The following is a 24,880-nucleotide window of genomic DNA, read 5'->3' on the forward strand; positions in this document are numbered from 1 at the left end:
GGAGAAGACCACGGCCGTTCGCTGGCGGACACTCGGGACACAGGGAAGGGCCCGTTGCCGCCAAGGAGGACTGTCGTGACCGACCTGCGTACCGTGATCGCGGCTCTGACGGCCGAGGCCGCCGAGGTCGACCGCCTCGTCGCGGATCTCAGCCCGGAGCAGTGGCGGCTCGACACGCCCGCGCCCGGCTGGAAGATCACCCACCAGATCGGCCACCTCGCGTTCATCTTCCGCATCGCCGGGATGGCGGCCGCGGACCCGGCCGGGTTCGGCGAGCTGACCTCGGGGGTGAAGGACGGCAAGGCCTTCGACGCCGCGGTGAACGGCGCGCTCGCCGAGTTCGTCAACGACCCGCCGGAGGTGCTGCTTTCCCGCTGGCGCACGGAGCGGGACACCGGCATCAAGGCGCTGGCCGCGGTCCCGGCCGACGCGCTCGTGCCGTGGCTGGTCAACCCGCTGCCGCCGTTCGTGCTGGCCTGCGCCGGGATGATGGAGCTGTTCGCGCACGGCCAGGACATCGCGGACGCGCTCGACCTCCAGCCGGCGCGCACCGACCGGATCGTCTTCCTCGCCGGTTTCATCGCGCGGACCTGGAACTTCGGCTACCAGGCGCGGAACCTGCCCACCCCGGACGCCGAGTTCCGGTTCGAGCTGACCACGCCGTCGGGCAAGCCGTGGGCCACCGGGCCGGAGGACGCCACGCAGCGGATCGCCGGGCCGGTCCTGGATCTCTGCCTGCTCGCCACGCGCCGTCGTCACCGTGACGACCTCGCGCTCACCGCGACCGGCGACGTCGCCGAGCAGTGGCTCGACATCGCGCAGGCGTACCGCGGCCCGGCGGGCGAAGGCCGCCGCCCCGGTCAGTTCCGCCGCTGACCTCCTCTCCGCAAGGGGTCAGCGAGGGGCGCGGCGCCGTGCGGGCGGCCGTGCCCGCGGGCGGGTGCGGGCCTGCGGGACGTACGGCTGGGGCGCGGGCAGCCGCAGCAGCGTGCCGAATTTGCCCGGCCCGTGGTTGCGCAGGGCCGCGACGGCCTGCGGCTCGTTGCGGGCGCAGTTGGCGAGGATGCCGAACACGAGCATCGTGACCAGCAGCGACGATCCGCCGTAGGACACCAGCGGCAGCGTGACGCCGGTGACGGGCAGCAGGTTGACGACGTAGCCGATGTTGATCGCGGCCTGCGAAACGACGAACAGCGTCAGGGTGCCGGCGACGATGCGGATCCACGGGTCGATGTTGCGGGTCGCGATCCGGATCCCGACGATCGTGACGCCGACGTACAGGCTGATCACGACCGCGCAGCCGAGGAAGCCGAGCTCCTCGCCGACGAGCGCGAAGATGAAGTCGTTCTGCACACCCGGCAGGTAGCCCCAGTTGGACATGCCCTGGCCGAGGCCCTTGCCGAAGAAGCCGCCGTCCGCCAGCGCGTACAGCGCCTGCTGTGCCTGGTAGCCCTCGTCACTCGTGTCCGGGCTGGAGGAGAGGAAGGACAGCACCCGCGCGAGGCGGTACTTCGCGACGACGGCGAGGACGCCCGCACCGGCGGCCGCGCCGAGCAGCAGCATCGCGAACAACCGCTTGGGCATCCCGGCGAACCACAGCAGCCCGAGCAGGACGACGCCGAGCGTGATCGTGCCGCTCAGGTTCGGCTGCGCCATCACGAGCGCGAACATCAGCAGCGCCGCGGGGACGACCGGGACCATGAGGTGCCGCCACTGGTGCAGCAGGTTGTACTTCGCGACGAGGACGTGCGCGCCCCACAGCGCCAGCGCGAGCTTCGCCACTTCCACCGGCTGGAACGACTGCCCGGCGATGACGAACCACCGCTGCGCCCCGCCGCCGCTGGACCCGAGCGGCGTCAGCACCAGCAGCAACGCCCCGATCGACACGATCATCGACGCGGGCGCGAGCTTCCGGATCTTCGCCAGCGGTGTGCGCAGCCCGAGCCAGAACACGAGGGCGCCGATGCCGAGGTAGACCAGGTGTTTCTGGAACTGCGCGTACTGCCCGGTGCCGGTCGCCGGGTCGTACGAGGACACCGAGGACGCGCTGAGCACCATCACCACGCCGATCACCGCGAGAATCCCGCACAACCCGAGTACCAGGTGGAACGACGCGAGCGGGCGCGACAACCAGCCGGTCAAGGCGTCTCGTACCGCGATCACGCCCGTTTTGCCGCGTTTCCGTGCGCCCGCCTGGCCGGCCGTCATGCTCTGGCGCCTCGACGGCGGTACGGGTCGGCGGTGGGCATGGGTCCTCCTCGGCTCATTGCTTCAATACTTGCACAACTATTTGACCATGTGGCCGGGACACGCTTCGCCCTCCTGCCAGGGGAACACGCCGGACCCGTGCCCGTCCGGAGGACACGCGTGATCAGACGCAGATCACGCGTGATCAGACGGAGATCTCGCGTGATCAGACGGCGAGGCGGGCGGTGAGGCCGCCGTCGACGAGCAGCGTCGTGCCGGTGATCGCGCTCGCGTCGGCGGAGGCGAGGAACGCGATCGCGGTGGCGACCTCGCGAGGTTCGATCACTCGCCCGATCAGGTGCTGGTTTCCCCAATCCGCGAACGCCTTCTCGGTGTCGCCGCCCGCGAACTGCCGCGCGCTGTCCTCCAGCATCGCCGTCCGGACCGAACCGGGGGCGACGCAGTTGACCCGGATGTGGTCCGGACCGTGGTCGATCGCGAGGGTCTTGGTCAGTGCCACCAGCGCCGCCTTGCTCGCGGTGTAGCTCGCGACCAGCGGCTGGCTCGCGAAGGCCTGTGCCGAGGACACCGAGACGATGGCTCCGCCGCCGCGCTCCCGCATCACCGGCACGCAGTGTTTCGCCAGGAGGTAAAGGCCCTTGACGTTGGTCTCGAGCACCGCGTCCCAGTCGGACTCCGGCGTGTCGACGACCGTGCCGTACTTGACGATTCCGGCACTTTGGACCAGTACGTCGATACCGCCCAAGGAGTCCGAAATGGACTTGACGGCCGTGGCGACTGACGCCGCGTCGCGGATGTCGCACGGCGTCGAGGCCGCCTTCCCGCCCGCGGCGGTGATCTCGGCGGCCACTGCGCTCGCAGCGGTGGCATCGATGTCAGCGACACCCACCGCCGCGCCACGCTCGGCCAGCAGGTGCGCGGTCGCCGCACCGATCCCGCTACCGCCGCCGGAGACCAGCGCGGCCCTGCCGTCGAATCCCATCGGACTCCTCCTCGAACGTGATCACCGGCCGCGGAAAACCGCCGCGCGCTTTTCCAGGAACGCGGCGACTCCCTCCCGCGCGTCGTCCGTTGTGGACAGCCAGGACAACACCTGCTGCTCGCGGGTGAGCGCGGCGGCGAGCCCGGTCTCGACGCCGTCGTCGACCAGCCGTTTGCCCTCCTGGACCGCGATTGGTGCCTGTGCGGCGATGGTCGCGGCCAGTTCGCCCGCGCGGGCCAGGAGATCGTCCGGCTCGGTCAGCGCGGTGAGCAGCCCGAGCCGTTGCGCCTCGTCGGGCTTGAGCCGCCGCCCGGTCAGCACCAGCTCCTTCGTGAGCCGAACGCCGATCTGCCGCGCCAGCCGCACGGTACCGCCCCCGCCGGGGAGCAGGCCGAGTGAGATCTCCGGCAGCCCGAACCGCGCGGCCGTGGAGGCCACGAGGAAATCGCAGCACAGCGCGATTTCGAAGCCGCCACCCAGCGCGTACCCGTTGACCGCCGCGATCGTCGGCTGGGGCAACTGGGCCAGCTGGTCGAAAACGCCGCGCGAAAGCTTCTGGTAGTCGTCGAACGCGGTCCGGGTGACCCCGGAGTACTCGTTGATGTCCGCTCCCGCGATGAACCCGCGCCCGGTGCCGGTCAGCACCAGCACGCGAACGTCCTCATCGGACCGCAGCGCGGTCAGGTAACCGCCCAGTGCCTCGACCATCGACCGGGACAAGGCGCCCAGCGCGCCTTCCCGGTCGATCCGCAACGTCGCGACGGCGCCCGTCCTGGTCTCCACGAGGTGCTGGTGTATCCGCCTTTCCCCGTTCATGCGAACGCCTCGCTCCGCGAGACAGTGTTCGATCCCTTTTGGCGCATGATATCCATGATTCGCTCGCAAGCTTCGCTCATGCGATGACTCCGTCCGCACGCAGCCGCGCGAGGTCGTCCGCGGAAAGCACTTCGCCGAGCACGTCGTCGGTGTGCTCGCCCACCGCGGGCGGCGCGTACCGCAGTGCCCACGGGGTTTCGGACATCCGGATCGGACAGCCGATCAGCTCGACCTCACGGCCGGAAGCGAGCCGGGTGCGGACGAGAAGATCCGAATCGTCGGCGCGCAGCTCGTCCACGGCCTCCTTGGTGCCGCGGACCCTGGCGCACCACACACCCGCGGGCAGCAACGTGTCCAGCCAGTCCTGTGTGGACCTTCGTGCGGTGCGTTCCTCGATGCGGTGCTTCACCTCGTCGCGGTTCTTCCACGCGTCGAGCCCGGCGATCTTCGGGACGTCGAACAGCGGGCCGACGACGTCCAGCGGGGCCATGGCGACCGCGAGCCAGCCGTCGGCGGTGCGATAGATCCCGAACGGGGCCTCCAGCCACGCCTGCCCGACGCCTGCGACCGACCGGCTGAACTCGGTGTCCTGATTGACCAGTGACGAGATCTCCTGACACTGCAACGAAATCGCGGTGGAGTAGAGGTCGACCTCGACCCGCTGGCCGACCCCGTGGCGCAGCCGCGCGACCAGTGCGGCGAGAATCCCGTTCGCCAGCGTCAGCGCGGTCGCGGCGTCCACGATCGCGGTCCCCGCCGGGGTCGGCGGGTCGCCCGCCCGGCCGCCGTTGGCCGCCAGGCCGGACATCGACTGGATCAGCAGATCCTGGCCGGGCCGGTTCTCCTTGGCGTAGCGCGTGTCCTGACCCCAGCCGGAACCCGAACAGTAGATGATGTCCGGTTTGACCCGCCGGAAATCCTCGTAGCCGAGACCGCGTTGGGCGAGCACGCCGGGCCGGAAGTTCTCCACCACGACGTCGCAGGTGGCGCCGATCTCCAGCAGCGCGTCCCGCACCTCGGCCGACCGCAGATCGGCGGCGACCGAGCGTTTGTTGCGGTTCATCGCGAGGAACGCGGCCGAGTCGCCGTCGACGAGGTCGCCCTGCATCCGCAGCCCGCGTTCCCATTCGCCGTCGATCCGCTCGACCTTGATCACGTCGGCGCCGAGGTCGGCCAGTACCTGGGTCCCGTACGGGCCGAGCATCATCTGCGTGAAATCGAGGACGCGAACGCCGTCCAACGCCTGTGGCACAGAACTTCCTCCTTCTACTGGAACCAGGATCGCAGCACCTGCTTGGCGACCTTGCCGGTGCTGTTGACGGGCAGCCGGTCGGCGAACACGATCCGCCGGGGCTTCTTGTACCCGGCCAGCCGATCCGCGCAGGCTCTTCGAATATCCACTGCGGACAGTTCGCGACCGTCCTTGGCGACGATCACCGCGGCAACGGTCTCACCCCACTGCGCGTCCGGAACTCCGAGCACGGCTACCGCGGCGACACCGTCGAGTGCCGCGATCACGTTCTCCACTTCGGCGGGATAGACGTTGAACCCGCCGGTGACGATCAGCTCGCTGCGGCGCCCGGTCAGGTGCAGGTAGCCGTCCTCGTCGACGAAGCCGAGATCGCCGGTGGCGAACCAGCCGCCCGCCGGGATCTCCACGCCGTTCCAGTACCCCGGCATGATCTGTGGCCCGCGAACCCGGATCTCGCCGATCCCGCCGTTCGGGACGCGTTCGCCCTGATCGTCCACAACGGACAACTCGACCGACGACACCGGTCGCCCCACCGAGGCGAGCCGGAGTGGATCGGGGCCGGCATGGTCCACTTCGGACAGTACGGTGAGCGGCGCGAGCGCTTCACTGAGCCCATAGAACTGGTACAGGACATCGCCGAACACCGCGCGCGCCCGGACCTGCGCGGGAATATGGATCGGCGCCCCGCCGTAGACCACCGCCTTCAGTGGCAACGCATCCTGCTCCGCGACGGCTACCAGGCGGTCCAGCATGGTCGGCACGAGCGGTATCGCGGTCACCCCATGTCGCCGGGCCGTGGCCAGTGCGGTTTCCGGGTCGAAACGCGGCAACGGCAACGCGGCCGCACCAGCCAGGGTGTACGCACTTCCCACCGAGCCACCGAAATGGCTGATCGGCGCCACGTGCAGCACGACGTCGCCGGGCCCGATCGGGGGCAGCGCGGTCCACATCGCCTCCAGCATCGCGACCCACGCCGCGCTCGTCACCCGGGCGCCCTTCGGCTTGCCCGTGCTCCCGGACGTGTACATCAGCGCGACGAGGTCGCCGGGCGAATGCGGTGGCTCGGGACCGGCACCGCCGCGGAGGAGCTGTTCCGGTGTGCACACGGAAAGTTCGTCCAGCCGCGTGGCGAGATCGGCCGCGCAGACGACGACGGCAGCCGCGCAGTCCGCGGCGATTCCGGCGATCTCCTCAGGATGCAGCCGGGTGCTGACCGCGACCCGCACGAACCCGCCGAGCCACACTCCGTGTTCGACCGCGAGGACCTCCGGCCGGTTGTCCAGCGCGATCACGACCCGATCCCCGGGCCGTAGTCCGAGTTCGGCCAGGGTGTACGCCACGGAACGTGCCTGGGCACCGAGTTCGGCGAACGTGATCGTGCCATGCTCGCCCAGTACGGCGGGGTGCTCGGCGAAACGCCGGTGCGCGGCGGAAACCAGCTCGGGCAACGTTGTCATAGGCCCGCGCTCGCGTAGGTCATCAGGCAGACGTCGTTGAACCGGCGGACGATTTCGACGGCACTGGCGCCTTGCCGTGCCAGCCGGTGGATCTCCAGCCCTGCGCGATGATGGACCGACGGATAGGCCGGATCACGTGGCCGGACGAACGCGTTGTCCAAGGTGGACAGCGTGCGAGAAAAGAAGTTCCCGCAACTCGCGTCGATCGCGGGGTCCGTCCACGCCGCGCGGTGACCGGGCTGGCCGCCGGACTCCACGTACTCCCCGGTCTGGCAACCCGGGCTGACGACGTACTCGAGAAACCGTGCCGCCGCTTCGGGTTCGGCACATCGCGAGGAGATGGTCAATCCGACCCCGCCGAGCAATGACCCCGCCGGTGCGCCGTCGAGGGAGGGAATATCCGCGTAGCGCAGGGGATGCCCGGCACTGTCCACTCGGGAATAGTTCACGTAGCCGAAGATCATCGGCGCGTAGACGACGCTGTCCCCGCTGCGCAGGGCTTCCAGCGTTTGGATGGGATCGCTGGTCCACGACACCGGGTCGGCCAGGTCCAGTAGGTGCTGCAACCGGATGGCCGCGGGCACGGCGACGTCGGGACGTAAACCGTAACGGCCGAGCCAGCCTTCGTGCGTGCCCGCTTGCTGCGCGCACAGGGTGAGGAGGCTGCCGAGCAGATGCGTCGGATTCGCCGGGATGACGGCTTTCCGGTGGCGGGGAAGGGACTTGAGCAGCTCGAAAACGCCGTCCCAGGTACGCGGCGGCATGCTCCAGCCGAGCTGGCCGAGCACGTCCGGCCGATACGCCGTCGTCTGCGCCGCCGCGTCCATCGCCACCGCCCATTGGCTGCCGGCCCAGGTGTAGCTAGCGTAGCTCGGCCCGGCGCTCCCCGCCCGTTGCGCGGCCAGCGACCCCGCGGACATGACCTTTTCGAGCGGGAGCAGCGCCTCCGTCGTCTGCGCCTGGCCGACGTAGGGGTGGTCCATCGCGATCAGATCGTACCGGTCCGCCAGCTCGGTGATCGGCATGTCCTCGAAGTCCTGGAGCGAGCGGGAGTCCCAGACGACCGACACCCTCGGATTCGCTTCCGTGTACACAGTGGACACCGCACGCAAGCAGCCGATCCCACGTTGATGGCCCCACGCCATCCCCCGCAGCACGATCATGAGGCCACCGCCGGTGCGCCGCCGGAGATCTCTTCGAGCGAACGCCGCTTCGTTTCCGGCACCAGCCGCACGCAGAAAAGCGTCGCCGCCGCGCAGGCGACCGCGAAGATCCAGAACGTCGCGGTGGCGCCCGCGGCGGCGATCAGCAGCGGGAAAGTCAGCGCCACCACGAAGTTCGCGAGCCAGTGTGCCATCGTGGCCATGCCGACCGCGGCACCGCGGACCTTCGGCGGGTAGATCTCGGAAATCAGCACCCACAGGATCGCCCCGACGCCGAAGGCGAAGAATCCGATGTAGACAGCCATACAGGCCAGCGCGAACCACGCCACGGCACCACCCTGCGCGGGCAGCAGGTACACCAGGCCGAGCAGCAGCATGCCCGCGCCCATCCCGGTGAACGCGGTGATCACCATGGGCCGCCTGCCCACGCGGTCGACGAGCGTCATCGCGACGACGGTCATCAGCACGTTGATCACCCCGACACCGACCTGCGCGAGGATCGAGCCCGACGCGCCGAATCCGGAGTCCGCCAGCACGGACGGCGCGAAGTAGATGATCGTGTTGACCCCGGCGATCTGCGAGAACACCGCCAGGCCCATGCCGACGACGAGCATCGGCCGCACCGAGCGGTCCCGTAGTACGCCGCGGGCCGCGACCGACGTCCGGTCCCGCTCGTCGGCGGCGCGGATTTCGGCCAGTTCGGATTCGACGTCTTCCTTGCCGTGGATCGAGCGCAGCACCGTCCTGGCCTGGCCGGGCAGCTGCCGCCGGACCAGGTTGCGGGGCGTTTCCGGCAGGAACCACATGCCCGCGCCGAGCAGCGCGGCGGGGACGACGGCCAGGCCGAGCATCCAGCGCCAGCCCTCGATCGGCGCGAACGCGAACCCGACGGCGTAGGAGACGACGATGCCGATGGTGACCATCAGCTGGTTGCAGTTGACCAGCGCGCCGCGCCGGTCGGCGGGCACCATCTCGGCGATGTACAGCGGGACGACCGCCGAGGCCGGGCCGATTGCCAGGCCGAGGACGAACCGGCCGAGCACCAGCAGGGTCTCGTCCGGGGCGAGTCCCGCCAGCAGCGCGCCCGCCGCGAACACGGCCGCGGTGCCGAGCAGCACCGCGCGCCTGCCGTACCGGTCGGCCAGCCTGCCCGACACGAGCGAGCCGATCGTGGCCCCGACCAGCAGCGAGCTGACGACCACGCCCTCCATGAGCGCGGACAGGTGGAACTCGGTCCGGATGAACAGCAGGCCACCGGAGATGATCCCGGTGTCGTAGCCGAAAAGCAGTCCGCCGAGCGCCGCGACGACCGCGACGGAGCGGACGAAGCGTGTGTTCGCGCTGGGCGAGGGCACCGCGGACTCCATCGTCCGATCTCCTCACTGTGGCGGGGACCCGTGGGTAAGTAAATCGATTTACCGCGAGGTAAGCTTGCGTCCGTGCCCGAGAACTGTCAACCGTCGAGCTCGTCACGGCCGCATAACGGCCGCGCCAAGATGAGCGACGTCGCGCGTGCCGCCGGCGTCAGTGCGGCCGTGGTGTCCCGGCTCCTGCGCGGCGACGAGACGCTGCGGATCCGGGAGGACACCCGGCAGCGGGTACTCGCTGTCGCCGAGGAGCTGAACTACACGCCCAACGAGGTCGCGCGGGCGTTGCGGAAGGCCGAGGTCGGCATCATCGGGATGGCGGTGCACGACACCAGCAACCCGGTGTACAGCGAAATCCTCGACGGCGCGCAGGCCGAGGCCAGCGCGAACGGCTTTGCCCTGCTGCTCGCCGACGCGGACGAACTCGCGCGGGGCGACAAGGCCTTCGAGCGGATCGTGCGGGGCAACCGGATCGACGGCCTGTTGCTGCAACGCGGCAGTACCACCGCCGACGACACGGTCGCCAACATCGCTTCGGCGCGGCTGCCGCTGGTGCTCGTCAACGACCGCACGCGGGACGACGTGGGCAGTGTCGCACTCGACGACGAAGCGGCCGCGCACGTCGCCACCCGGCACCTGCTCGACCTGGGGCACGCCGCGATCGGGCATCTCAAGCTGGGCGCGCCCAAGGCCCGTTCCGAGGCGCGGGTCCGCGGCTGGCGGAACGCGCTGCGTGCGGCGGGTGTCCAAGATGGACCGTCGCTCGCCGGTGGCCACACGACCGACGCGGGCGGGGTGGCGCTGGCGAAACTGCTCGCCGCGAGCCCGGACGTCACGGCGATCGTGGTCAGCAACGTTCTTTCGGCGGTCGGCGCGATGACCGCCGCTCGCGCGGCCGGGCTCGAAGTCCCCCGCGATCTGTCGATCGTCGCGCTGCACGACGTCTTCTTCGCCGAGCACCTCTCGCCGCCGCTGACCGTGGTGCGGCTTCCGTTGCGGGAACTGGGACGACGCTCGGTCGCGGCGATTCTGCGTCAGCTCGACGGCGCCCCGCCGCGACACGAGGTCATCCGCGAACCCGCCCCGGAACTGGTCATCCGAGGCTCCACGGCCCCGCCCCGCTGAGACGCTCCGGCGCACTCGCGTGCTTGGGGCGCGATCTCGCGTGATTGAACGGAGATCTCACGTGATTGGGGGCGTCACTCGCTCGGGCGGAGGGTTTGGACGATGGGGGTGAGGTAGAGGTCGGCTAGGCGGCGGCGTCCGGCCGGGGAGTCGAGGGGCAGCACGGTGTCCGGGGTGATGACCAGGGAGATGACCGTGCGCGCGATGAGTTCGGCGGCGCACTCGATGTCCTCGTCCGGCAGGACGAGCCGCCCGGCGCCGACCTCGTCGCGGATGTGCCCGGCGATCCACGCCCGCGCGGCGGCGATCAGGGTGCCCGCCTGCGTGGTCAGGTGCGGCAGGATCAGTTCGGGTTCGGTGCGCAGCAGCCGGTTGAGCAGCCGGTGCCCGCGCAGGAAGTCCAGGCAGAAGATCAGGCCCTCGATGAGCTTGGCCTCCGGCGTCGGCTCGGCGGCGATGACCGCGTCGACCTTGGTGAGAAAGCGCCGCAGCTCACGCATGAGCAGCGCGTTGAGCAGCTGGTCCTTCTTGGGGAAGTACCGGTAGATCGTCACGCGGGAGACCCGGACCCGGCGGGCGACGTCGTCGATGGTGAAGCGTCGCAGCCCGAAGTCCTCGGCCTGTTGCAGGGCCGCGCCCATGATGCGTTCGGTCGTCTCGTCGTCCGGCAGCTCGCTGTCGAGTGCCCGCTTCAGCAGGTTGTCGTCGTCGAGGGTGTCACCGCGCATGACAAAACCTTATCCTGCCGACCTGACGGACTTTACAACTTGACTTTCATTGTTACATGCGTTCTGATGCTAAGCCATAAGGCCCGGCTCCGCCGTCACGATCGGGAGGCCTGATGGATGCGACGAAGCAGCCAAGCGAGCGGGAAGTCACAGCACGACGTTTGCTGCTCGGTTCGGTCAAACGCTCGTACGACCCCGATGTCGACATCGACTGGGACGCGCCGCTGGTCGAGGGCAAGTTCTTCACGCCGCCGAGCATGGTGACCCTGTACGGGACGCGGCTGTGGGACGAGCTGAGCGAACAGCAGCGGATCGAGATCTCGCGCCAGGAGATGATCAACACCGTCAGCGTGGGCATCTGGTTCGAGAACATCCTCAACCAGATGCTGCTGCGGATGACCTACGAACAGAACCCGACGCGCTCCCACGTGCACTACGCGTGGACGGAGCTGGGCGACGAATGCCGGCACATGACGATGTTCGGCAGGCTCATCGACAAGGCGGGCGGCCGCGTGTACCGGCAGGGGTTCGTGCTGCACAACCTCGGCCGGGTGCTGCCGTTCATCCTCACCGGGCCGTCCGTGTGGGTGGCGGCGCTGGTGGGTGAGGAGATCTTCGACGCGCTGCAGCGGATCACCATGAACGACGACGACCTGCAGCCGCTCGTGCGGCAGGTCATGCGCATCCACGTCACCGAGGAAGCGCGCCACATCCGCTTCGCCCGCGAGGACCTGGCGCGCCGGATGTCGCGGGCCCGCTGGCCGGAACGGGCGTTCGCGCGGCTCGTCGCGGGGATCGGCGCCCTGCTCCTCAAGGCGGTGCTCACCCGGCCGGAGGTGTTCCGCCGCGCCGGTCTCGACGCGGCGACGGCCCGCCGGGCGCGTCGCGAGGCCAGGAAGAATCCACATCGGGCGCGGATCTACGCGACCGGATTCGAGAAGCTGCGGGCGTTCCTGCACGAGCAGGACATCATCGCCGGGCCGAGCAGGCTGCTGTGGCGGATGTCGGGCCTGCACCCGGACGGCAAGGCGGCGTGATGACGACACCGGACCACGAAGTCGTCATCGTCGGCGCGGGTTTCGTCGGCCTGTGTGCCGCGATCCGCCTCAAGGACGCGGGCATCACCGACTTCGTCATCCTGGAACGCGCCGACGACATCGGCGGTACCTGGCGGGACAATTCCTATCCCGGTGTCGCGGTCGACATTCCTTCGGTGACGTACCAGTTCTCCTTCGCCCAGACCGGGAGCTGGAAGCGTGTGTTCGCGCGGGGCGCCGAGGTGAAGTCCTATGTGGACCACATCGCGGACTCCCGTGGCCTGCGTTCCCATGTGCGGCTGGGCAAGGACGTCGTCGACGCCGAGTTCGACGGGAAGAACCACCACTGGGTCGTGACCACTTCGGACGGTGCGGTGCTGACCGCGCGGTTCCTGATCTCGGCGCACGGCGTGTTCGGCAAAGCGCAGATCCCGGACATCGAAGGCATCGACACCTTCGCGGGCAAGACCATTCACACCCTGCACTGGGACCATGACCACGACCTCACCGGGGAACGTGTCGCGGTCATCGGCACCGGCGCGTCCTCGGTGCAGCTGGTGCCCGCCATCGCCGATCGGGTCGCCCAGCTCGACGTCTACCAGCGCACGCCGATCTGGGTGGCGCCCAAACCGGAGTTCCGGCTGTCGCCGCGGGCCCGGTGGGTGCTGGAACACGTGCCGCCGGTGCGGTGGGCGGCCCGTGCGGCCGTCAGCAGCGGGATCGAGCTGGCGATGCTGTTCGGTGTCACCAATCACGCCCGGCTGCCGTTCCTGGTGAAGCTCATCCGCAAGCAGTCCGAGCAGCATCTGCGGCGTCAGGTCAAGGATCCGGAAACCCGGGCGAAACTGTTGCCGGGCTACGAATTCGGCTGCAAGCGCCCGGCGATCTCCAACGACTACTGGCGTACCTTCAACCGCGACGACGTCGAGCTGGTCACCACGCCCATCCGCCGCATCCTGCCCGGCGGCATCGAGACCGAGGGCGGCCGCGTCCGTCCTATCGACACACTCGTGCTCGCCACCGGGTTCAAGTTCTTCGAGTACGACAGCGTTCCCGGTTACGCGCTGCGGGGCGAGGGCGGGACGGACCTGCGCGACTGGTGGCTCGAGAACCGGTTCCAGGCCTACGAGGGCATCACGGTGCCGAGTTTCCCGAACCTGTTCCTGATCCCCGGCCCGCATTTCGCGACGAGCTGGTCGTGGCTCGTGATGGCCGAGACGCAGACCCGGCACGCCGAGCGCGTCATCAGCCACGCTCGGGGCCGGGGTGCCACCTACGCGGCCGTGCGGCAGGACGCGCACGACCGGTTCCTCGCCGAAGTGCGGCGTCAGCACCGGAAAGGGCTGTTCCTGGACCCGTCCTGCGCGGGTTCGAACAGTTACTACCTCGACCGCAACGGGGAACCGTCGATCGTCCGTCCACAATCGAGTCTCACCGCACGCTGGCGGGCCGGCCACTTCCCGCTGTCGCACTACGAACTCCGCACGGCACCCGGACCCCGGGTGGTTCCGGATCCGGCCCCGCGCGTCCGGTCCGCGAGCTGAGTTCTACTTGGATTCGATACGGCCCAAGGGATTCTCGCTCTCCAGCAAGGCCGGCCAGCCGGCGTCCTCGATGCCGAGCGCGTGGCGAAGATAGGCCCAGGTGGCACGCTGGATCAGGGCGACCCGTCCGGGGTGCTCGTCCGTCGTTTCCTTGACCTCGTAGCCGGGGATGCCGCCCAGCGAATGTTCGGCCCCGAACAGTGTGAGCAGGCTCTTGGCTCCGGGGCTCAGGAAGTAGGGGTCGGCCATCCAGTCCGGCCCCCGCGTGGTCAGCGGGGAGTCGTCCCGATCGCCCGCGACCACGAGGGCGGGCGTGGTCATGTCCGTGAAACTCGGGTTCATGAACGGGAAGTGCTCGGCCGCGAACGGCGACAGGTCGGCCCCGCCGGTACCGGCCGTGGCCAGCAGCACACCCGCCTTGATCCGCGGGTCGGACAGATCCTCGCCCTCCCCGGTCTCCGGATCGAGGACGCGCAGGCCCAGCAGATTGCCCGTCGTCTGCCCGCCGAAGGAGTGCCCGGCCGCGGCGATGCGGTTTCGATCGAGGCGGCCGCCGAGTCCGGGAACGGAAGTCTCCAGGAAATCCAGCTGGTCGAGTACGCGCTTCACATCCTCGACCCGGAATCGCCAGATCCGTGGCGTGCGGGGATCTCCGGGCGCGAGGTTCAGTGTTCTCGAGTCGAGATGGGTGGGTTGGATCACCACGAAACCGTGCGCGGCCCAGAAGTCGGCCAAGGGGCCGTAGCCGTCCAGCGACGAGCCGAATCCGTGCGAGAAGACGATGATCGGCAAGGCATCGCCGGTCGCGGGTGCGGACACCCGTACTCGCAGGTCCTCGCCGCGGCCCGGGGCAGGGAGCACCACCGGCTTCACCGAGACGACGGGAGCGGAGACGCCGAGATCGACGTCCGTGATCACCGTGCCGGATGCGGTCATGAAGCGAACTTCCTTCCAAGCGAGTCCCTGATCTGCCATGATGAGCAAGCGGGACGCTGTCCCGTTTGACGATACGGGACAGTGTTCCGTTTAGCAACGTCGGGAGCGGAGGCAGGGTGCGGTGAACGAGGGCGAACGTGTGGCCCGGCCCAAGCGGGCCGACGCGCGACGCAACGAGAAGACCCTGCTCGACGCGGCCGCCGCGGTCTTCGTCAGGTCGGGCGTGGAGGCGCCGATCCGGGACATCGCGGCCGAGGCCGGAGTCGGGACGGCCACGATCTACCGGCACTTCCCGACGCGAGCGGATCTGATCGTCGCCGTCTACCGGCACCAGGTCGAGTTCCTCGCCGAGGAGGGCCCCACCCTGCTGGAAACCAGCGAGACCCCGTACGCCGCGCTGGCGCGGTGGATCGACCTCTTCGTCGATTTCGTGGTCACCAAACAGGGGCTCGCGGCCGTGCTGCAGTCCGACGACCCCTGCTTCGACCCGTTGCACTCCTACTTCCTCGACCGTCTCGTGCCGGTGTGCAGCCGGTTGCTCGACGCCGCGGCGGCCGAGGGAGAGATTCGCTCCGGCCAAGACGCGTACGAACTCATGCGCGGCGTCGGTGGCCTTTGCGCGGGTGCCGGCGGCAATTCTCGCTATGACGCGCGGCGGCTGGTCGCGCTTCTCGTCGCGGGACTACGCCGAGTCGACGAGGGGGTCCGAAAGTGAACCTGGTCGAACAGCGGCTGGCATGGGTCGAAACGGGCGCGGAACGCGTACTGTCGCATGTGGACGTTTTGCCGGACGCGGAGTTCGCCACCGCGAGTACCTTGCCCGGCTGGACGGTCGCTCACCTCGTAGCCCACATCGGGTACAACGCCAAGGCGCTGTCGCGGCTGCTGCGCTGGGCCAGGACCGGTGTGGTGACACCGATGTACGCCGACGGCAAGATCCGTAACGCCGAGATCGACCACGGCGCTACCCTCGCCCCGGCGGAGCTGCGGGAACTGCTGCGCGACTACGACACCCGCCTGCGCGCCGTGCTGGCCGAGTTCCCCGGCGACGGCTGGGAAACGTTCGTGGTCACCGCGCAGGGAAAGGCCGTGCCGGTGGCGGAGGTGCCGTGGCTGCGGACGCGGGAGCTGTGGATCCACGGCGCCGATCTCGGCATCGGCGCCGGGTTCGACGACTTCCCGCCGGAGCTGCTCGACGCGCTGCTGACCGATCTCACGGCCGCCCGGCAAGGCAGGGGGCCCGGCCTGCTGCTGCGCCCGGTGGACAGGAGCAGGACCTGGCAGGTGGACGTCCCCGGTGCGCGACCGGCCACTGTGGACGGTTCGGCTGCCGATCTCTGCCGGTGGCTGACCGGCCGGGGTGCGGGGGCGCTGACCGATCCGCCCGACCTGGGAAGGTGGCTGTGACGAGCACCGCGTGTCCACAGAGGACGATTCAGTGGCCGAGAACCAGGAAGACCAGGTCGTCGACGAACTCGCACACGGCGGCCTCGGCCTCGGCGCTCGAATGCCGGGGCAGGGCCATCTGCGCGGCGCTCGGCGCTCCGACGGCGAGCAGCACGGCGGCGCGCGCGACCGGCAGGCGCACGGTCAGTCCCGCGTCCACGCATGACCGCAGCAGCACGGTGATGCGCTCGAGGGTGGGGTTGTTCTCGCGCGGCACTTCGTCCGTCGCGCGTTGTGCCTGCAGCAGCACCCGGTGCGCGCCCGGATTGCGGAGCAGGAACATCGCCAGTGCGTGCACCGACGCTCGTAGCCGATCCCGGGGATTGCCGCCCGCGGATTCGGCCGCGGCGTCCATGTGATCCCCGATGCGCCCGCGTTCGTAGCCGACCAGCGCGTCGACCAGCTCCGCCTTGCCGCTGAAATGCGCGTACGCGCTGGGCGCGGCGATGCCGAGACGCTTGGCCACGGCGCGCAGGGAAAGTCCGTCCGCCGCGCCGAGTTCGTTCAGCAGCACACTCGCCGTTTCGAGGATCTCGATGCGCAGCCGTTCGCCATGGCCCCGTTGATTGCGTTCCCGTTTGACGCGTTCACCCTCCATCTCGGGGTTCATTCTAGGAAAATAACACGCGCCCTATCGCCGGGGGACCCGAGTGAATCCCGCCGGGCGGGGTATTCGCGAGACGGTGTTACAGACGAGGGTCGACGGGCTCGGATTCCAGTGCCAGCACACCGAACACCGCCTCGTGCACGCGCCACAGGGGTTCCCCGCCGGCGACCCTGGCCAGCGACTCGAGCCCGAGGCTGTATTCCCGGAGCGCGAGGGACCGCTTGCGGTTGAGCTTGCGTTCCCGCAGCCGCGCGAGGTTCCCCGGTTCGCTGTAGTCGGGCCCGTAGATGATCCGCAGGTATTCACGGCCCCGGCATTTGATGCCCGGCTGCGCGAGCCCGCGCTTGCCGCGCACCAGCCCGGCGAGTGGCTTGACGACCATGCCCTCGCCGCCCGCGTCTTCCGAGGTCAGCTCCGTCCACCACTTCGTGCCTGCCGCCACCGATGCCGGATCGCCGACGTCGACCACCAGACGCCGGGTTGTGCGCAGGAGGCCGGGATCGGCCGCCACCAACCGGTCGATCCGCTCGAAATGCCAGGCGCGGTCGAGACCGGCGTAGGAGGCACCTTCGCCGGCCAGGATCGTGAACGGTGCGAGCGCGAGATCGGACAGTTCGCGGACCGGCCAGCAATAACGGCCGTAGGCCCTGGTGAACGCTTCGGCGTTGGCGAGCCGGGCACGCTGGCGCGCCACCAGCTCGTCGATGTCCTGGCCGCGGGACGCGGCTCGCTCCAGCAAGGAGATCGCGGCGGGCAGGACGGTCCTGGCGGCGGTGCCGACGGGGGCGTACTGCCGTCGCAGGAGGTCGCCCGCCTTGGCCGACCATGGCAGCAGCTCGGCGTCCAGCAGCAACCAGTCGGTCTCCAGTTCGTCCCACAGGCCCGCCGTGCCGACGGCGTCGCGAAGCCTGTCGAGCAGTTGGACACCGAGCTCCCGATCGTCACCCGTGAAGAACGGACGGCCGGTACGCGTGTGGATCACGCCCGCGGCGCCGTCGGTGGCGCCGAACCGTCGCCTGCCGGCTTCGGCATCGCGGCAGAGCAACACGACCGCGCGGGAGCCCATGTGCTTCTCCTCGCACATCACCTCGCGGACCTCGCCCCGGTAGGCGTCGAAGGCCTGCGCGGGGTGTTCGAGCAGATCGTCCACCGGGGACGTCGGGCACGGTGCCATGGTCGGCGGCAGATACAGCAGCCAATGCGGGTCGACGGCGAACCGGCTCATCACCTCGAGCGCGCCCGCGGCGTTCTCCTCCCGGATCTTGACACGGCCGAGGTGCCGGGTCTCGACGACCCGCGTGCCGAGGACGTCGTCGATGCGCAGCAGATCGGGCTGCCGCTCGGGTTCCGGCGCGCGCAGCGGCCGCACGGGTTCGTAGTGGACCGCTTCCGCGGGAACGGCCACGATTTCCTGTTCCGGCCAGCGCAACGCCGTCAGCGCGCCGCCGAACACACAGCCGGTGTCGAGGCAGAGGGTGTTGTTGTGCCACAGTGCTTCGGTGACCGGCGTGTGTCCATAAACGACAGACGCGGCGCCGCGGTATTCGTTCGCCCACGGGTGGCGCACCGGCAAGCCGTACTCGTCGGTCTCCCCGGTCGTTTCGCCGTAGAGGCAGAACGAGCGCACCCGGCCGGAGGCCCGGCCGTGGTATTCCTCCTTCAACCCCGCGTGTGCGACGACCAGTGCTCCGCCGTCGAGCCGGTAGTGGCTGACGAGCCCGTACATGAACTCCCGTGCCGCCGCACGGAACTCCGCCGGTTCGGCGGCGAGCTGGGCGAGCGATTCGGAAAGTCCGTGGGAGACGGTCATCTTGCGGCCGTCGAGGGCGCGGACCAGCTTGTGCTCGTGATTTCCGGTGACACACAGTGCGGTGCCCGCCGCGACCATGCCCATGACCAGTCGGAGTACGCCCGGTGTGTCGGGGCCCCGGTCGACCAGATCGCCCACGAACACGGCCGTCCGGCCTTCGGGATGCCGTGCGCCGGTGGGACGTCCGGCTTCGTCACGGGTGACGATGTACCCGAGCCGTGCGAGAAGTGTTTCGAGTTCCGACCGGCAGCCGTGGACGTCGCCGATGACGTCGAAGGGCCCGGTCAGCTCGCGCTTGTCGTTGTAGGCCTTCTCGTACTCGATTTCGGCGGCGACCACTTCCTCCACAGTGGACAGAACGTGGACCTTGCGGAAGCCTTCCTTGGTCAGCTGGCGCACCGAGCGGCGCAGTGCCTCGTGCTGCCGCCGGAGCACATGGCCGGGCAGGTCGCGGTGCTCGGCGTTCCGCCGCCGCGCCACCGATTCCGGCAGGTCGAACACGATCGCGACCGGCAGCACGTCCTGCGCGCGGGCCGCCGCGACGAGCTTCGCCCTGTCCTCGCGGTGCAGATGCGTGGCGTCGACGACGGTGAGCCGTCCGGCGCGCAGTCGCTTGCCCGCCACGTAGTAGAGCGCGTCGAAGGCGTCCGGTGTCGCGGACTGGTCGTTCTCGTCGTCGGCGACCAGGCCGCGGAACATGTCGGAGGAAAGGACCTGGGTCGGCGCGAAGTGGGTACGAGCGAAGGTGGACTTGCCCGATCCCGAGGCGCCGACGAGCGCTACCAGGCTCAGTTCGGGGATGGCGAGCTTTGTCATGACGTTCCTTCGTTCTTCGTGAACACGGCGAGCTGTGTCGGCGCGCCCCGTTCGGGGTCTTCCGGTCCGACCGGCAGCATCCGGTTTTCGTAGCCGTAGGTGGTGCTCACCTCGTCCGCCCAGGCGGCGAACTCGGCGCGAGTCCATTCGAACCGGTGATCCGGATGCCGTTTCGTGCCGGCGGGCAGGGATCCCCAGCGGGTGTTGTACTCGGCGTTCGGTGTCGTCATGACCACAGTGGACGGACGGGCGACCCCGAACACCGCGGCGGCGAGCGCGGGCAGGCGTGGCAGGTCGAGGTGTTCGACCACTTCGGACAGTACGATCGCGTCGTAGCCGATGAGCCGGTCGTCGGCGTAGGTGACCGATCCCTGGAACAGCTTGATCCGCGCTCGCTGGCGTTCCGGCAGGTTTTCCAGCCGGAGCCGGGCTTCGGCGGTGTTCAGCGCTCCCGCCGCGACGTCGACCCCGACGACCTCGGTGAACTCCCGTTGGGACAGCAGCGTGCGCAGGAGATTTCCTTCACCGCAGCCGAGATCGACGACACGGGCCGCGTGGGCGGTGCGAAGCTCGGCGAGGATCGCGGCGCGTCGTTGTTCGGCGAGGGAGGGCAGCCGTTCGTCCGCCGTGTCATGGGTGTTCGACACCTCGGGCGTCTCGTCCGCTTCGGCCGGGCGATCGTCCAATTCGGACAGTCGAGCGAGCGCCTCGGTGGCGAAGCGGCGCTGGTGGGCGAGATAGCGCGCGGTGATCAGCTCCCGCTCCGGGTGTGCGGCCAGCCATTCGCCTCCGGCGCGGATCAGCTTGTCCACCTCGTCGGCCGCGACCCAGTAGTGCTTGGCGTCGTCCAGCACCGGCAACAGCACGTACAGCTGGGTCAGCGCGTCGGCCAGCCGGAGCGTGCCGGTCAGGCGCAAATCCACATACCGGCTTTCGCCCCATTCGGGGAATGCCGGATCGAGGGCGATCGGCGTCGCGGACACCGTCCAGCCGAGCGGGCCGAAGAGCCGTCCGGCGAACTCCGGACCACCGCGGCAGGGCAGCACGGGAACGTGGAGTTCCAGCGGGATCCCCGTTTCCGCGAGTTCCGGCCGCGCCGCGCAGCGGCCCCTCATCGCCGAGCCGAACACCTTGCCCAGTGCGACCGCGAGCAGCGAAGACGCGGCGTACGGCCGGTCGTTGACGTACTGGCCCAGCGAGAAGCCCTCGCCCGGCGAACTGCGCGCCGAACGGACCAGTTCCACCGGGTCGACCTCGAGTACCAGCGCCGCGGTGCAACGCTCGTCCGAGACCTCCGGGTACACGACGTGGGCCACTCCGGCGGCCAGCTCGAACCGCTGCGTGCGATCGGGATGCTTGTGCAGCAAATGGCCGAGGTCGCTCGCCGGGTGGTGGGTGGTCGTGATGGTCAGCAGCACGCCGGTCAGTATTCCCGACAAGCGGTGGTGGTCACGAACGGTTATCGCGGCAAAGTGTCAGGGCAGCCGAACCGGGCGGCGAGGCCGGGATCGCCGAAGACCGTGATGCGGGCGAGGCCGGTCGGGCTGGTGGTGAGCACGGCCACGCCGTACACGTGGTGCGCTCCGTCTTCGCCGAGCCGATAGGCCACGGCGGCGGGCTGGCCGTTGGCGCTGACCGGGAGCATCCGCCAGTCGCCGGGCGCGCCGAGGGCGTACCGGGTGAGATAGGGCAGGCAGGTGGCGCGTCCGGAGAACCACGTGCGCGACGGGGTCACCTCGAGGACGGCGTCCTCGCGCAGGATTCGTTCCAGCGCGGTGGGGTCGGCGTTCTCGAAGGCGGAAATGTACTGCTCCAGCAACGCGCGGCTCTGCGGTTCGGTGGGTTCGGTGACCTGGTCGGCGGCAGGCGCGACCTCGTCCATCCGGGCGCGTGCGCGCTGGAGCGTGCTCTTGACCGCCGCCGTGCTCGTGCCGAGCAACTCGGCGACGTCCGCGGCGGGCCAGGCGAGGACGTCGCGCAGGATCAGCACTACACGCTGGCGAGCGGGAAGATGCTGCAGGCTGGCGACGAGCGCGAGCCGCAGAGTGTCGCGCTCCGCGACGACGGTGGCGGGGTCGGCCGGGATCGGCTGCAACCAGACGATGCCGGGAGCGAGTTCCGGCTCCGTGTCCGGGTCGGTCGCGGGGGCGCCGAGGCCGGAGGGAAGGGGACGGCGGCCGCGGTGCTCCAGTGCGGTGAGGCAGGCGTTGGTCGCGATGCGGTACAGCCAGGTGCGGATCGACGAGCGGCCTTCGAAGCGGTCGTAGGCGCGCCAGGCGCGGAGGTAGGTCTCCTGGACGAGATCCTCGGCCTCGTCCAGTGTGCCGAGGACGCGGTAGCAGTGCGCCAGCAGCTCGCGCCGGAACTGCTCGGTGTGCCGGGCGAAATCCTCGTGGTCCGGCGCGGTTTCGACGCGCTGTGCCATCGCGACTCCCTGGTTCGTGTGCCTGCTCTCCCTGTATAGACCGGGTTGGCGGAGTGAAGGAATCGCTTTGTCCGGAAGTGGGCTCCGACCTGGGGTTTTCGAAGGTGTCCACAGGGGGTTCGGCGGTGTGGACAACCGGTGGGGTTTTCGATCGTGGACGGGGTTCTGTCGTGCCTCGGCGGTAGGATGGTTGCGGGGTCGTCCCCCAGGGAGGGTGGGGGATACCCAGGTGGTGGCAGGGAAGGTTGCCGCTCCCGCGTCCCGAACGCGTCGTTGAGGACGGTGAGTGTCCCGAACGGAGCGTTCGCGTCGCGCGTTGCCGCCGCGTGCGGCCCCGTGACGCAACAATCCACAAAGGACATAGCGGGAAGCGGAGTTCAGGAGCGTGGGATCCAGGACGGCGGAGCGCCGTCCAGATTCGTGGCCTTCTCGACGAAACACAGGTTGTGGTAGAAGTGCAGCCCACCGATCGTGGCGTCCGTCGCGCGCGGCCGCCGTCCGTCGATGTCCTCGTGGTTCAGCCCGTCCACGAGCTGTTTGAGGAAACCGACGCTCGTCACCGGGTCGTCGAACACGTCGGCCCGGCCGCCGAAGTTCGGCCAGTACGAGGTCTGCAGATCTTCCAGTACGTAGAGGCCGCCGTCGCGCAGTACGGGGAAGAGCGCCTCGAAGGAGGCCAGCAGATGCGCGCTCACGTGGCTGCCGTCGTCGATGACGATGTCCGGCGGCCCGGTCTCCGCGACGACGTCCGAGAGGTCGGCGGGTGATGACTGGTCGCCGGCGAGCACGGTGAGGCGTTGTTCGGACAGGGCGGACTTGTCGGTGATGTCCAGCCCGAAGACCGACGCCCGCGGGAAGTATCGTTTCCACACGTGCAAAGAAGCACCGCCCTGGCCGGGGTCCGCGTAGCCGCCGACACCGATCTCGAGGATCGTCAGCGGGCGATCCCGGATCGCGTCGAAATGGCGTTCGTAATGCCGGGGATACTGGTGGATGCCCCATTTGTCGGAGCCATAGCGCACGCACAGCTCGGACAGCCCCGTCGCGTACGGCCGGTCGATGGCGTCGAGCAGGCGGCGCACCACGGCGAACGTTGGCGGCGGGTCGGCGATGAACTCCCGCGAGTCCAGGTCCCGCCAGCGCAGGACCCGGGTCGCTGCCGGACGCGGACCGCGTGGCCCGAACAACCCTTGCACGACCTCGGCCAGCGACTGTTCGACGACGGCGTCCGGCGCCGCCCCCGATGGCTCGCCGGGCAGGTGCACCGAGACGGCGTCCCCGCCGTGCCGCAGCACGAACCGCACCTCCGCTTCGGTGTCCGCACCGATATCGGCCCGGTGCCGCAGCTCGCCGAGCACGATGTCCGCGACCACTGGCGCGCCCAGGTCGTCGATGGTCGCGATCACCCCCTCCAGCGGACCACCCGCCGCCGAAACGAGCCGTGTGATTGCCACGCGAGTTTCCCCAGCCACCCGTGTCATTCTTCGATGATCGCGAGAAACGTGGCCCGGGAACAAGACGGTGTCATCCGTTTGGCAGTGCGCTCACATCTTCCGTGACAGTTCCGCTGTCGCCGTCACTCTCCCGCCTTGCACAGGCCGAGCGTCTTGCCGATCAGCGAGCCGAGGCTGATCTTGTCGTTGTCCGCCCCGGTGGCACGCAGCGGCTCGATGCTCGCGATCCCCGCTTCGGCCGCCTTGTCGTTGAGTGCGTACGCCTTTCCGTCCGGCGCGACGAACACCGCCTGCGGCCCGGGACGGCATTCCATCGTGCCGTGGTCGACGGTGAGCGGCCACATGTACGCGAGGTTCTGCCGTGACACCTCCTGGCGGTTCGAGGTCGGCTTCGGCAACGGCACGGGTGCGCTGTTCGGCGGATTGTTCGCGCCGGAGCCGCCACAAGCGGCCGTCAGCACGAGGCCGAGTGCCGCGACGGTGCCGGCGATCCAGCGGAGGAGCTGCGCGTTCATGGTTCTCCCTAAGGACGGACGGTCGTCGTGGCAGGTACGTAGCGTGCTGCCGCCGAGCGGTTCACCGCGGCGCCAAGACGGCAGGATTGGCAGTCCCGGCGCGGTTACATTCCCTGGTGGAGCCTTTCGCTCGAGGAGACACCGGGGGAATTCATGGCGTTTGCGCCGAGGATCGACGTCGTCTGCACCGCGTTCAACCGTTCGGACGCGATCCGGCCGACCATCGACAGCGTGCTGGCCCAGACCGTCGAGGACTGGTCCCTCATCGTCGTGTCCGACGGATCCACCGACGACACCGACGACGTCGTCCGCTCCTACTCCGACCCGAGGATCCGGCTGATCCGCGTCGAGCCCTACGGCCACCCCGGCGGGCCGCGCAACGTCGGCGTAGCGGCGGCGAAGGCGCCGTACGTCTGCTATCTCGACCACGACGACGTCTGGTTGCCCGAACACCTCGAAGTGCTGCTAGGCCGCCTCGAATCCGGTGCCGAGCTGGTGGCCACCGGCTGCGTCCGCGTCGACGAGGACGGCGTCGAACGCGAGCGCACCGGGCTCACCGACCTGATCTGGCATCCGGAGATCCAGACCGTCAACGTCATGTTCGAACCCTCCCGCGTCGGGCACGCGCGGCCGTTGCTCGCCGAGGCGGGTGGCTGGTCCACCACGCGGGCGGGGTTCGAGGACTGGGACCTGTGGTTCCGCCTGACCCGCGCGGGCCACGACTTCACCCTCGCCGAAGAACGCACGTCGGTCCAGGTGCTCGGGGCGGGCACCCGTCGCAACGAGCTGCGCGCCCAGCACGCCGTCGTACTCGGACGCGCCGACGACGAGGAGACCGCGCGGGTCGCGATGGCCGCGATCGACGAGCAGCGGTTCGCACTGCGGGAGCGGTTCATCGGCGAACTCTGCCGCTGGTACGCGGAACTGGCGGGCACCGGCCGCTACCACGCACCGCCCGGGACCACGGTCGAGCGGATCGGCGCCCACCTGCACGACGAGTTCCTCGGCGCGGACAAGCCGAGCCTGCTCGAACAGCTGGTGTACGCGCCGGTCGGCGACAGCGTCGCGATCTTCCTGCCGCTGTGGTGCATGTCCGCCGACCACGTGCGCGACATCGGTGACGTCATGTTCACGCGCTATCCCGGGCAACGGGCGCACTTGCGTGCGCTGCTTCACGGCTGACCCGGTTTCG

22 protein-coding genes are annotated in these 24,880 nt (G+C 69.5%); 7 read left to right on the top strand and 15 right to left on the bottom strand.

All coding sequences use genetic code 11. From position 1 onward, the window contains the following. Positions 1 to 75 precede the first annotated feature (75 nt). Positions 76 to 876 (top strand): TIGR03084 family metal-binding protein, encoded by an 801-nt coding sequence (locus ACFWY9_RS05115; RefSeq protein WP_378325050.1) that lies wholly within the window; start codon positions 76 to 78, stop codon positions 874 to 876. 18 nt (positions 877 to 894) lie between these two features. On the opposite strand, the gene ftsW is transcribed toward ACFWY9_RS05115, so the two are convergent. The 7 genes from ftsW to ACFWY9_RS05150 all read right to left on the bottom strand — a co-directional run bounded on the left by ftsW (position 895) and on the right by ACFWY9_RS05150 (position 9,245). Continuing rightward, positions 895 to 2,208 carry a putative lipid II flippase FtsW gene (ftsW, locus tag ACFWY9_RS05120; protein ID WP_378338201.1) on the bottom strand — a complete coding sequence of 438 codons (1,314 nt, stop codon included), beginning with the start codon at positions 2,206 to 2,208 and terminating at the stop codon, positions 895 to 897. 205 nt (positions 2,209 to 2,413) lie between these two features. Next, on the bottom strand, positions 2,414 to 3,190 hold the full coding sequence (locus ACFWY9_RS05125) for an SDR family NAD(P)-dependent oxidoreductase (RefSeq protein WP_378338202.1): 777 nt from the start codon (positions 3,188 to 3,190) through the stop codon (positions 2,414 to 2,416). A gap of 21 nt (positions 3,191 to 3,211) precedes the next feature. Beyond that, positions 3,212 to 4,006 carry an enoyl-CoA hydratase/isomerase family protein gene (locus ACFWY9_RS05130; protein ID WP_378325053.1) on the bottom strand — a complete coding sequence of 265 codons (795 nt, stop codon included), beginning with the start codon at positions 4,004 to 4,006 and terminating at the stop codon, positions 3,212 to 3,214. A gap of 76 nt (positions 4,007 to 4,082) precedes the next feature. After that, the gene (locus ACFWY9_RS05135) at positions 4,083 to 5,258 is read right to left on the bottom strand and encodes a CaiB/BaiF CoA transferase family protein (protein WP_378325054.1); all 1,176 of its coding nucleotides are present in this window, start codon (positions 5,256 to 5,258) and stop codon (positions 4,083 to 4,085) included. Positions 5,259 to 5,272: 14 nt separating this feature from the next. After that, positions 5,273 to 6,715 carry a class I adenylate-forming enzyme family protein gene (locus ACFWY9_RS05140; protein WP_378325055.1) on the bottom strand — a complete coding sequence of 481 codons (1,443 nt, stop codon included), beginning with the start codon at positions 6,713 to 6,715 and terminating at the stop codon, positions 5,273 to 5,275. Then, complete coding sequence (locus ACFWY9_RS05145; RefSeq protein WP_378338203.1) at positions 6,712 to 7,878, bottom strand: ABC transporter substrate-binding protein; 1,167 nt, start codon at positions 7,876 to 7,878, stop codon at positions 6,712 to 6,714. The genes ACFWY9_RS05140 and ACFWY9_RS05145 overlap by 4 nt, the downstream gene beginning before the upstream one ends. Further along, positions 7,875 to 9,245, bottom strand: a complete 1,371-nt coding sequence (locus ACFWY9_RS05150; protein ID WP_378338204.1) for a sugar porter family MFS transporter — start codon at positions 9,243 to 9,245, stop codon at positions 7,875 to 7,877. Before ACFWY9_RS05150 ends, ACFWY9_RS05145 begins: the two co-directional genes overlap by 4 nt. 72 nt (positions 9,246 to 9,317) lie before the next feature. On the opposite strand from ACFWY9_RS05150, the gene ACFWY9_RS05155 reads away from it, so the two are divergent. Then, positions 9,318 to 10,370: a LacI family DNA-binding transcriptional regulator gene (locus ACFWY9_RS05155; protein ID WP_378325058.1), complete on the top strand. Its 1,053-nt coding sequence runs from the start codon at positions 9,318 to 9,320 to the stop codon at positions 10,368 to 10,370. Positions 10,371 to 10,444: 74 nt separating this feature from the next. Here the strand turns inward: ACFWY9_RS05155 and ACFWY9_RS05160 are convergent, their stop codons facing one another. After that, positions 10,445 to 11,098 (bottom strand): TetR/AcrR family transcriptional regulator, encoded by a 654-nt coding sequence (locus ACFWY9_RS05160; RefSeq protein WP_378338205.1) that lies wholly within the window; start codon positions 11,096 to 11,098, stop codon positions 10,445 to 10,447. Between the two features lie 113 nt (positions 11,099 to 11,211). Here ACFWY9_RS05160 and ACFWY9_RS05165 point away from each other — a divergent pair, with 113 nt between their 5' ends. Then, positions 11,212 to 12,135: a diiron oxygenase gene (locus ACFWY9_RS05165; RefSeq protein WP_378325060.1), complete on the top strand. Its 924-nt coding sequence runs from the start codon at positions 11,212 to 11,214 to the stop codon at positions 12,133 to 12,135. Beyond that, complete coding sequence (locus tag ACFWY9_RS05170) at positions 12,135 to 13,679, top strand: flavin-containing monooxygenase (protein WP_378338206.1); 1,545 nt, start codon at positions 12,135 to 12,137, stop codon at positions 13,677 to 13,679. The genes ACFWY9_RS05165 and ACFWY9_RS05170 overlap by 1 nt, the downstream gene beginning before the upstream one ends. A gap of 3 nt (positions 13,680 to 13,682) precedes the next feature. On the opposite strand, the gene ACFWY9_RS05175 is transcribed toward ACFWY9_RS05170, so the two are convergent. Then, positions 13,683 to 14,615, bottom strand: a complete 933-nt coding sequence (locus tag ACFWY9_RS05175; RefSeq protein WP_378338207.1) for an alpha/beta hydrolase family protein — start codon at positions 14,613 to 14,615, stop codon at positions 13,683 to 13,685. Positions 14,616 to 14,736: 121 nt separating this feature from the next. Here ACFWY9_RS05175 and ACFWY9_RS05180 point away from each other — a divergent pair, with 121 nt between their 5' ends. After that, positions 14,737 to 15,330 carry a TetR/AcrR family transcriptional regulator gene (locus ACFWY9_RS05180; RefSeq protein WP_378338208.1) on the top strand — a complete coding sequence of 198 codons (594 nt, stop codon included), beginning with the start codon at positions 14,737 to 14,739 and terminating at the stop codon, positions 15,328 to 15,330. Then, the gene (locus ACFWY9_RS05185) at positions 15,327 to 16,022 is read left to right on the top strand and encodes a maleylpyruvate isomerase family mycothiol-dependent enzyme (protein WP_378325064.1); all 696 of its coding nucleotides are present in this window, start codon (positions 15,327 to 15,329) and stop codon (positions 16,020 to 16,022) included. Before ACFWY9_RS05180 ends, ACFWY9_RS05185 begins: the two co-directional genes overlap by 4 nt. 28 nt (positions 16,023 to 16,050) lie before the next feature. On the opposite strand, the gene ACFWY9_RS05190 is transcribed toward ACFWY9_RS05185, so the two are convergent. The 6 genes from ACFWY9_RS05190 to ACFWY9_RS05215 form a co-directional block, all read right to left on the bottom strand. Beyond that, positions 16,051 to 16,671 (bottom strand): TetR/AcrR family transcriptional regulator, encoded by a 621-nt coding sequence (locus ACFWY9_RS05190; protein WP_378325065.1) that lies wholly within the window; start codon positions 16,669 to 16,671, stop codon positions 16,051 to 16,053. 76 nt (positions 16,672 to 16,747) lie between these two features. Continuing rightward, the gene (locus ACFWY9_RS05195) at positions 16,748 to 19,294 is read right to left on the bottom strand and encodes a polynucleotide kinase-phosphatase (RefSeq protein ID WP_378338209.1); all 2,547 of its coding nucleotides are present in this window, start codon (positions 19,292 to 19,294) and stop codon (positions 16,748 to 16,750) included. Next, positions 19,291 to 20,712 (bottom strand): 3' terminal RNA ribose 2'-O-methyltransferase Hen1, encoded by a 1,422-nt coding sequence (locus tag ACFWY9_RS05200; RefSeq protein WP_378338210.1) that lies wholly within the window; start codon positions 20,710 to 20,712, stop codon positions 19,291 to 19,293. Before ACFWY9_RS05200 ends, ACFWY9_RS05195 begins: the two co-directional genes overlap by 4 nt. 41 nt (positions 20,713 to 20,753) lie before the next feature. Further along, entirely contained in the window at positions 20,754 to 21,719 is a 966-nt protein-coding gene (locus ACFWY9_RS05205; RefSeq protein WP_378338211.1) for a sigma-70 family RNA polymerase sigma factor, read from the bottom strand. Positions 21,720 to 22,096: 377 nt separating this feature from the next. Next, positions 22,097 to 23,173: a class I SAM-dependent methyltransferase gene (locus ACFWY9_RS05210; RefSeq protein ID WP_378338212.1), complete on the bottom strand. Its 1,077-nt coding sequence runs from the start codon at positions 23,171 to 23,173 to the stop codon at positions 22,097 to 22,099. A 122-nt stretch (positions 23,174 to 23,295) separates the two neighbouring features. Next, positions 23,296 to 23,688, bottom strand: coding sequence for a DUF2511 domain-containing protein (locus ACFWY9_RS05215; protein ID WP_378325070.1), 393 nt, complete (start codon positions 23,686 to 23,688; stop codon positions 23,296 to 23,298). Positions 23,689 to 23,841: 153 nt separating this feature from the next. On the opposite strand from ACFWY9_RS05215, the gene ACFWY9_RS05220 reads away from it, so the two are divergent. Further along, positions 23,842 to 24,870, top strand: a complete 1,029-nt coding sequence (locus ACFWY9_RS05220) for a glycosyltransferase family 2 protein (RefSeq protein WP_378325071.1) — start codon at positions 23,842 to 23,844, stop codon at positions 24,868 to 24,870. Positions 24,871 to 24,880: the final 10 nt, after the last annotated feature.

The sequence above is a fragment of the Amycolatopsis sp. NPDC059027 genome (genome assembly GCF_042739735.1).
Taxonomy (GTDB): Bacteria; Actinomycetota; Actinomycetes; order Mycobacteriales; family Pseudonocardiaceae; genus Amycolatopsis.

Excerpts from the sequence above, each read along its gene's own strand:
- ftsW (WP_378338201.1), bottom strand. The coding sequence starts at position 2,208 with ATGACGGCCGGCCAGGCGGGCGCACGGAAACGCGGCAAAACGGGCGTG.
- ACFWY9_RS05125 (WP_378338202.1), bottom strand. The coding sequence starts at position 3,190 with ATGGGATTCGACGGCAGGGCCGCGCTGGTCTCCGGCGGCGGTAGCGGG.
- ACFWY9_RS05130 (WP_378325053.1), bottom strand. The coding sequence starts at position 4,006 with ATGAACGGGGAAAGGCGGATACACCAGCACCTCGTGGAGACCAGGACG.
- ACFWY9_RS05140 (WP_378325055.1), bottom strand. The coding sequence starts at position 6,715 with ATGACAACGTTGCCCGAGCTGGTTTCCGCCGCGCACCGGCGTTTCGCC.
- ACFWY9_RS05145 (WP_378338203.1), bottom strand. The coding sequence starts at position 7,878 with ATGATCGTGCTGCGGGGGATGGCGTGGGGCCATCAACGTGGGATCGGC.
- ACFWY9_RS05150 (WP_378338204.1), bottom strand. The coding sequence starts at position 9,245 with ATGGAGTCCGCGGTGCCCTCGCCCAGCGCGAACACACGCTTCGTCCGC.
- ACFWY9_RS05160 (WP_378338205.1), bottom strand. The coding sequence starts at position 11,098 with ATGCGCGGTGACACCCTCGACGACGACAACCTGCTGAAGCGGGCACTC.
- ACFWY9_RS05165 (WP_378325060.1), top strand. The coding sequence starts at position 11,212 with ATGGATGCGACGAAGCAGCCAAGCGAGCGGGAAGTCACAGCACGACGT.
- ACFWY9_RS05170 (WP_378338206.1), top strand. The coding sequence starts at position 12,135 with ATGACGACACCGGACCACGAAGTCGTCATCGTCGGCGCGGGTTTCGTC.
- ACFWY9_RS05175 (WP_378338207.1), bottom strand. The coding sequence starts at position 14,615 with ATGACCGCATCCGGCACGGTGATCACGGACGTCGATCTCGGCGTCTCC.
- ACFWY9_RS05190 (WP_378325065.1), bottom strand. The coding sequence starts at position 16,671 with ATGAACCCCGAGATGGAGGGTGAACGCGTCAAACGGGAACGCAATCAA.
- ACFWY9_RS05195 (WP_378338209.1), bottom strand. The coding sequence starts at position 19,294 with ATGACAAAGCTCGCCATCCCCGAACTGAGCCTGGTAGCGCTCGTCGGC.
- ACFWY9_RS05205 (WP_378338211.1), bottom strand. The coding sequence starts at position 21,719 with ATGGCACAGCGCGTCGAAACCGCGCCGGACCACGAGGATTTCGCCCGG.
- ACFWY9_RS05215 (WP_378325070.1), bottom strand. The coding sequence starts at position 23,688 with ATGAACGCGCAGCTCCTCCGCTGGATCGCCGGCACCGTCGCGGCACTC.
- ACFWY9_RS05220 (WP_378325071.1), top strand. The coding sequence starts at position 23,842 with ATGGCGTTTGCGCCGAGGATCGACGTCGTCTGCACCGCGTTCAACCGT.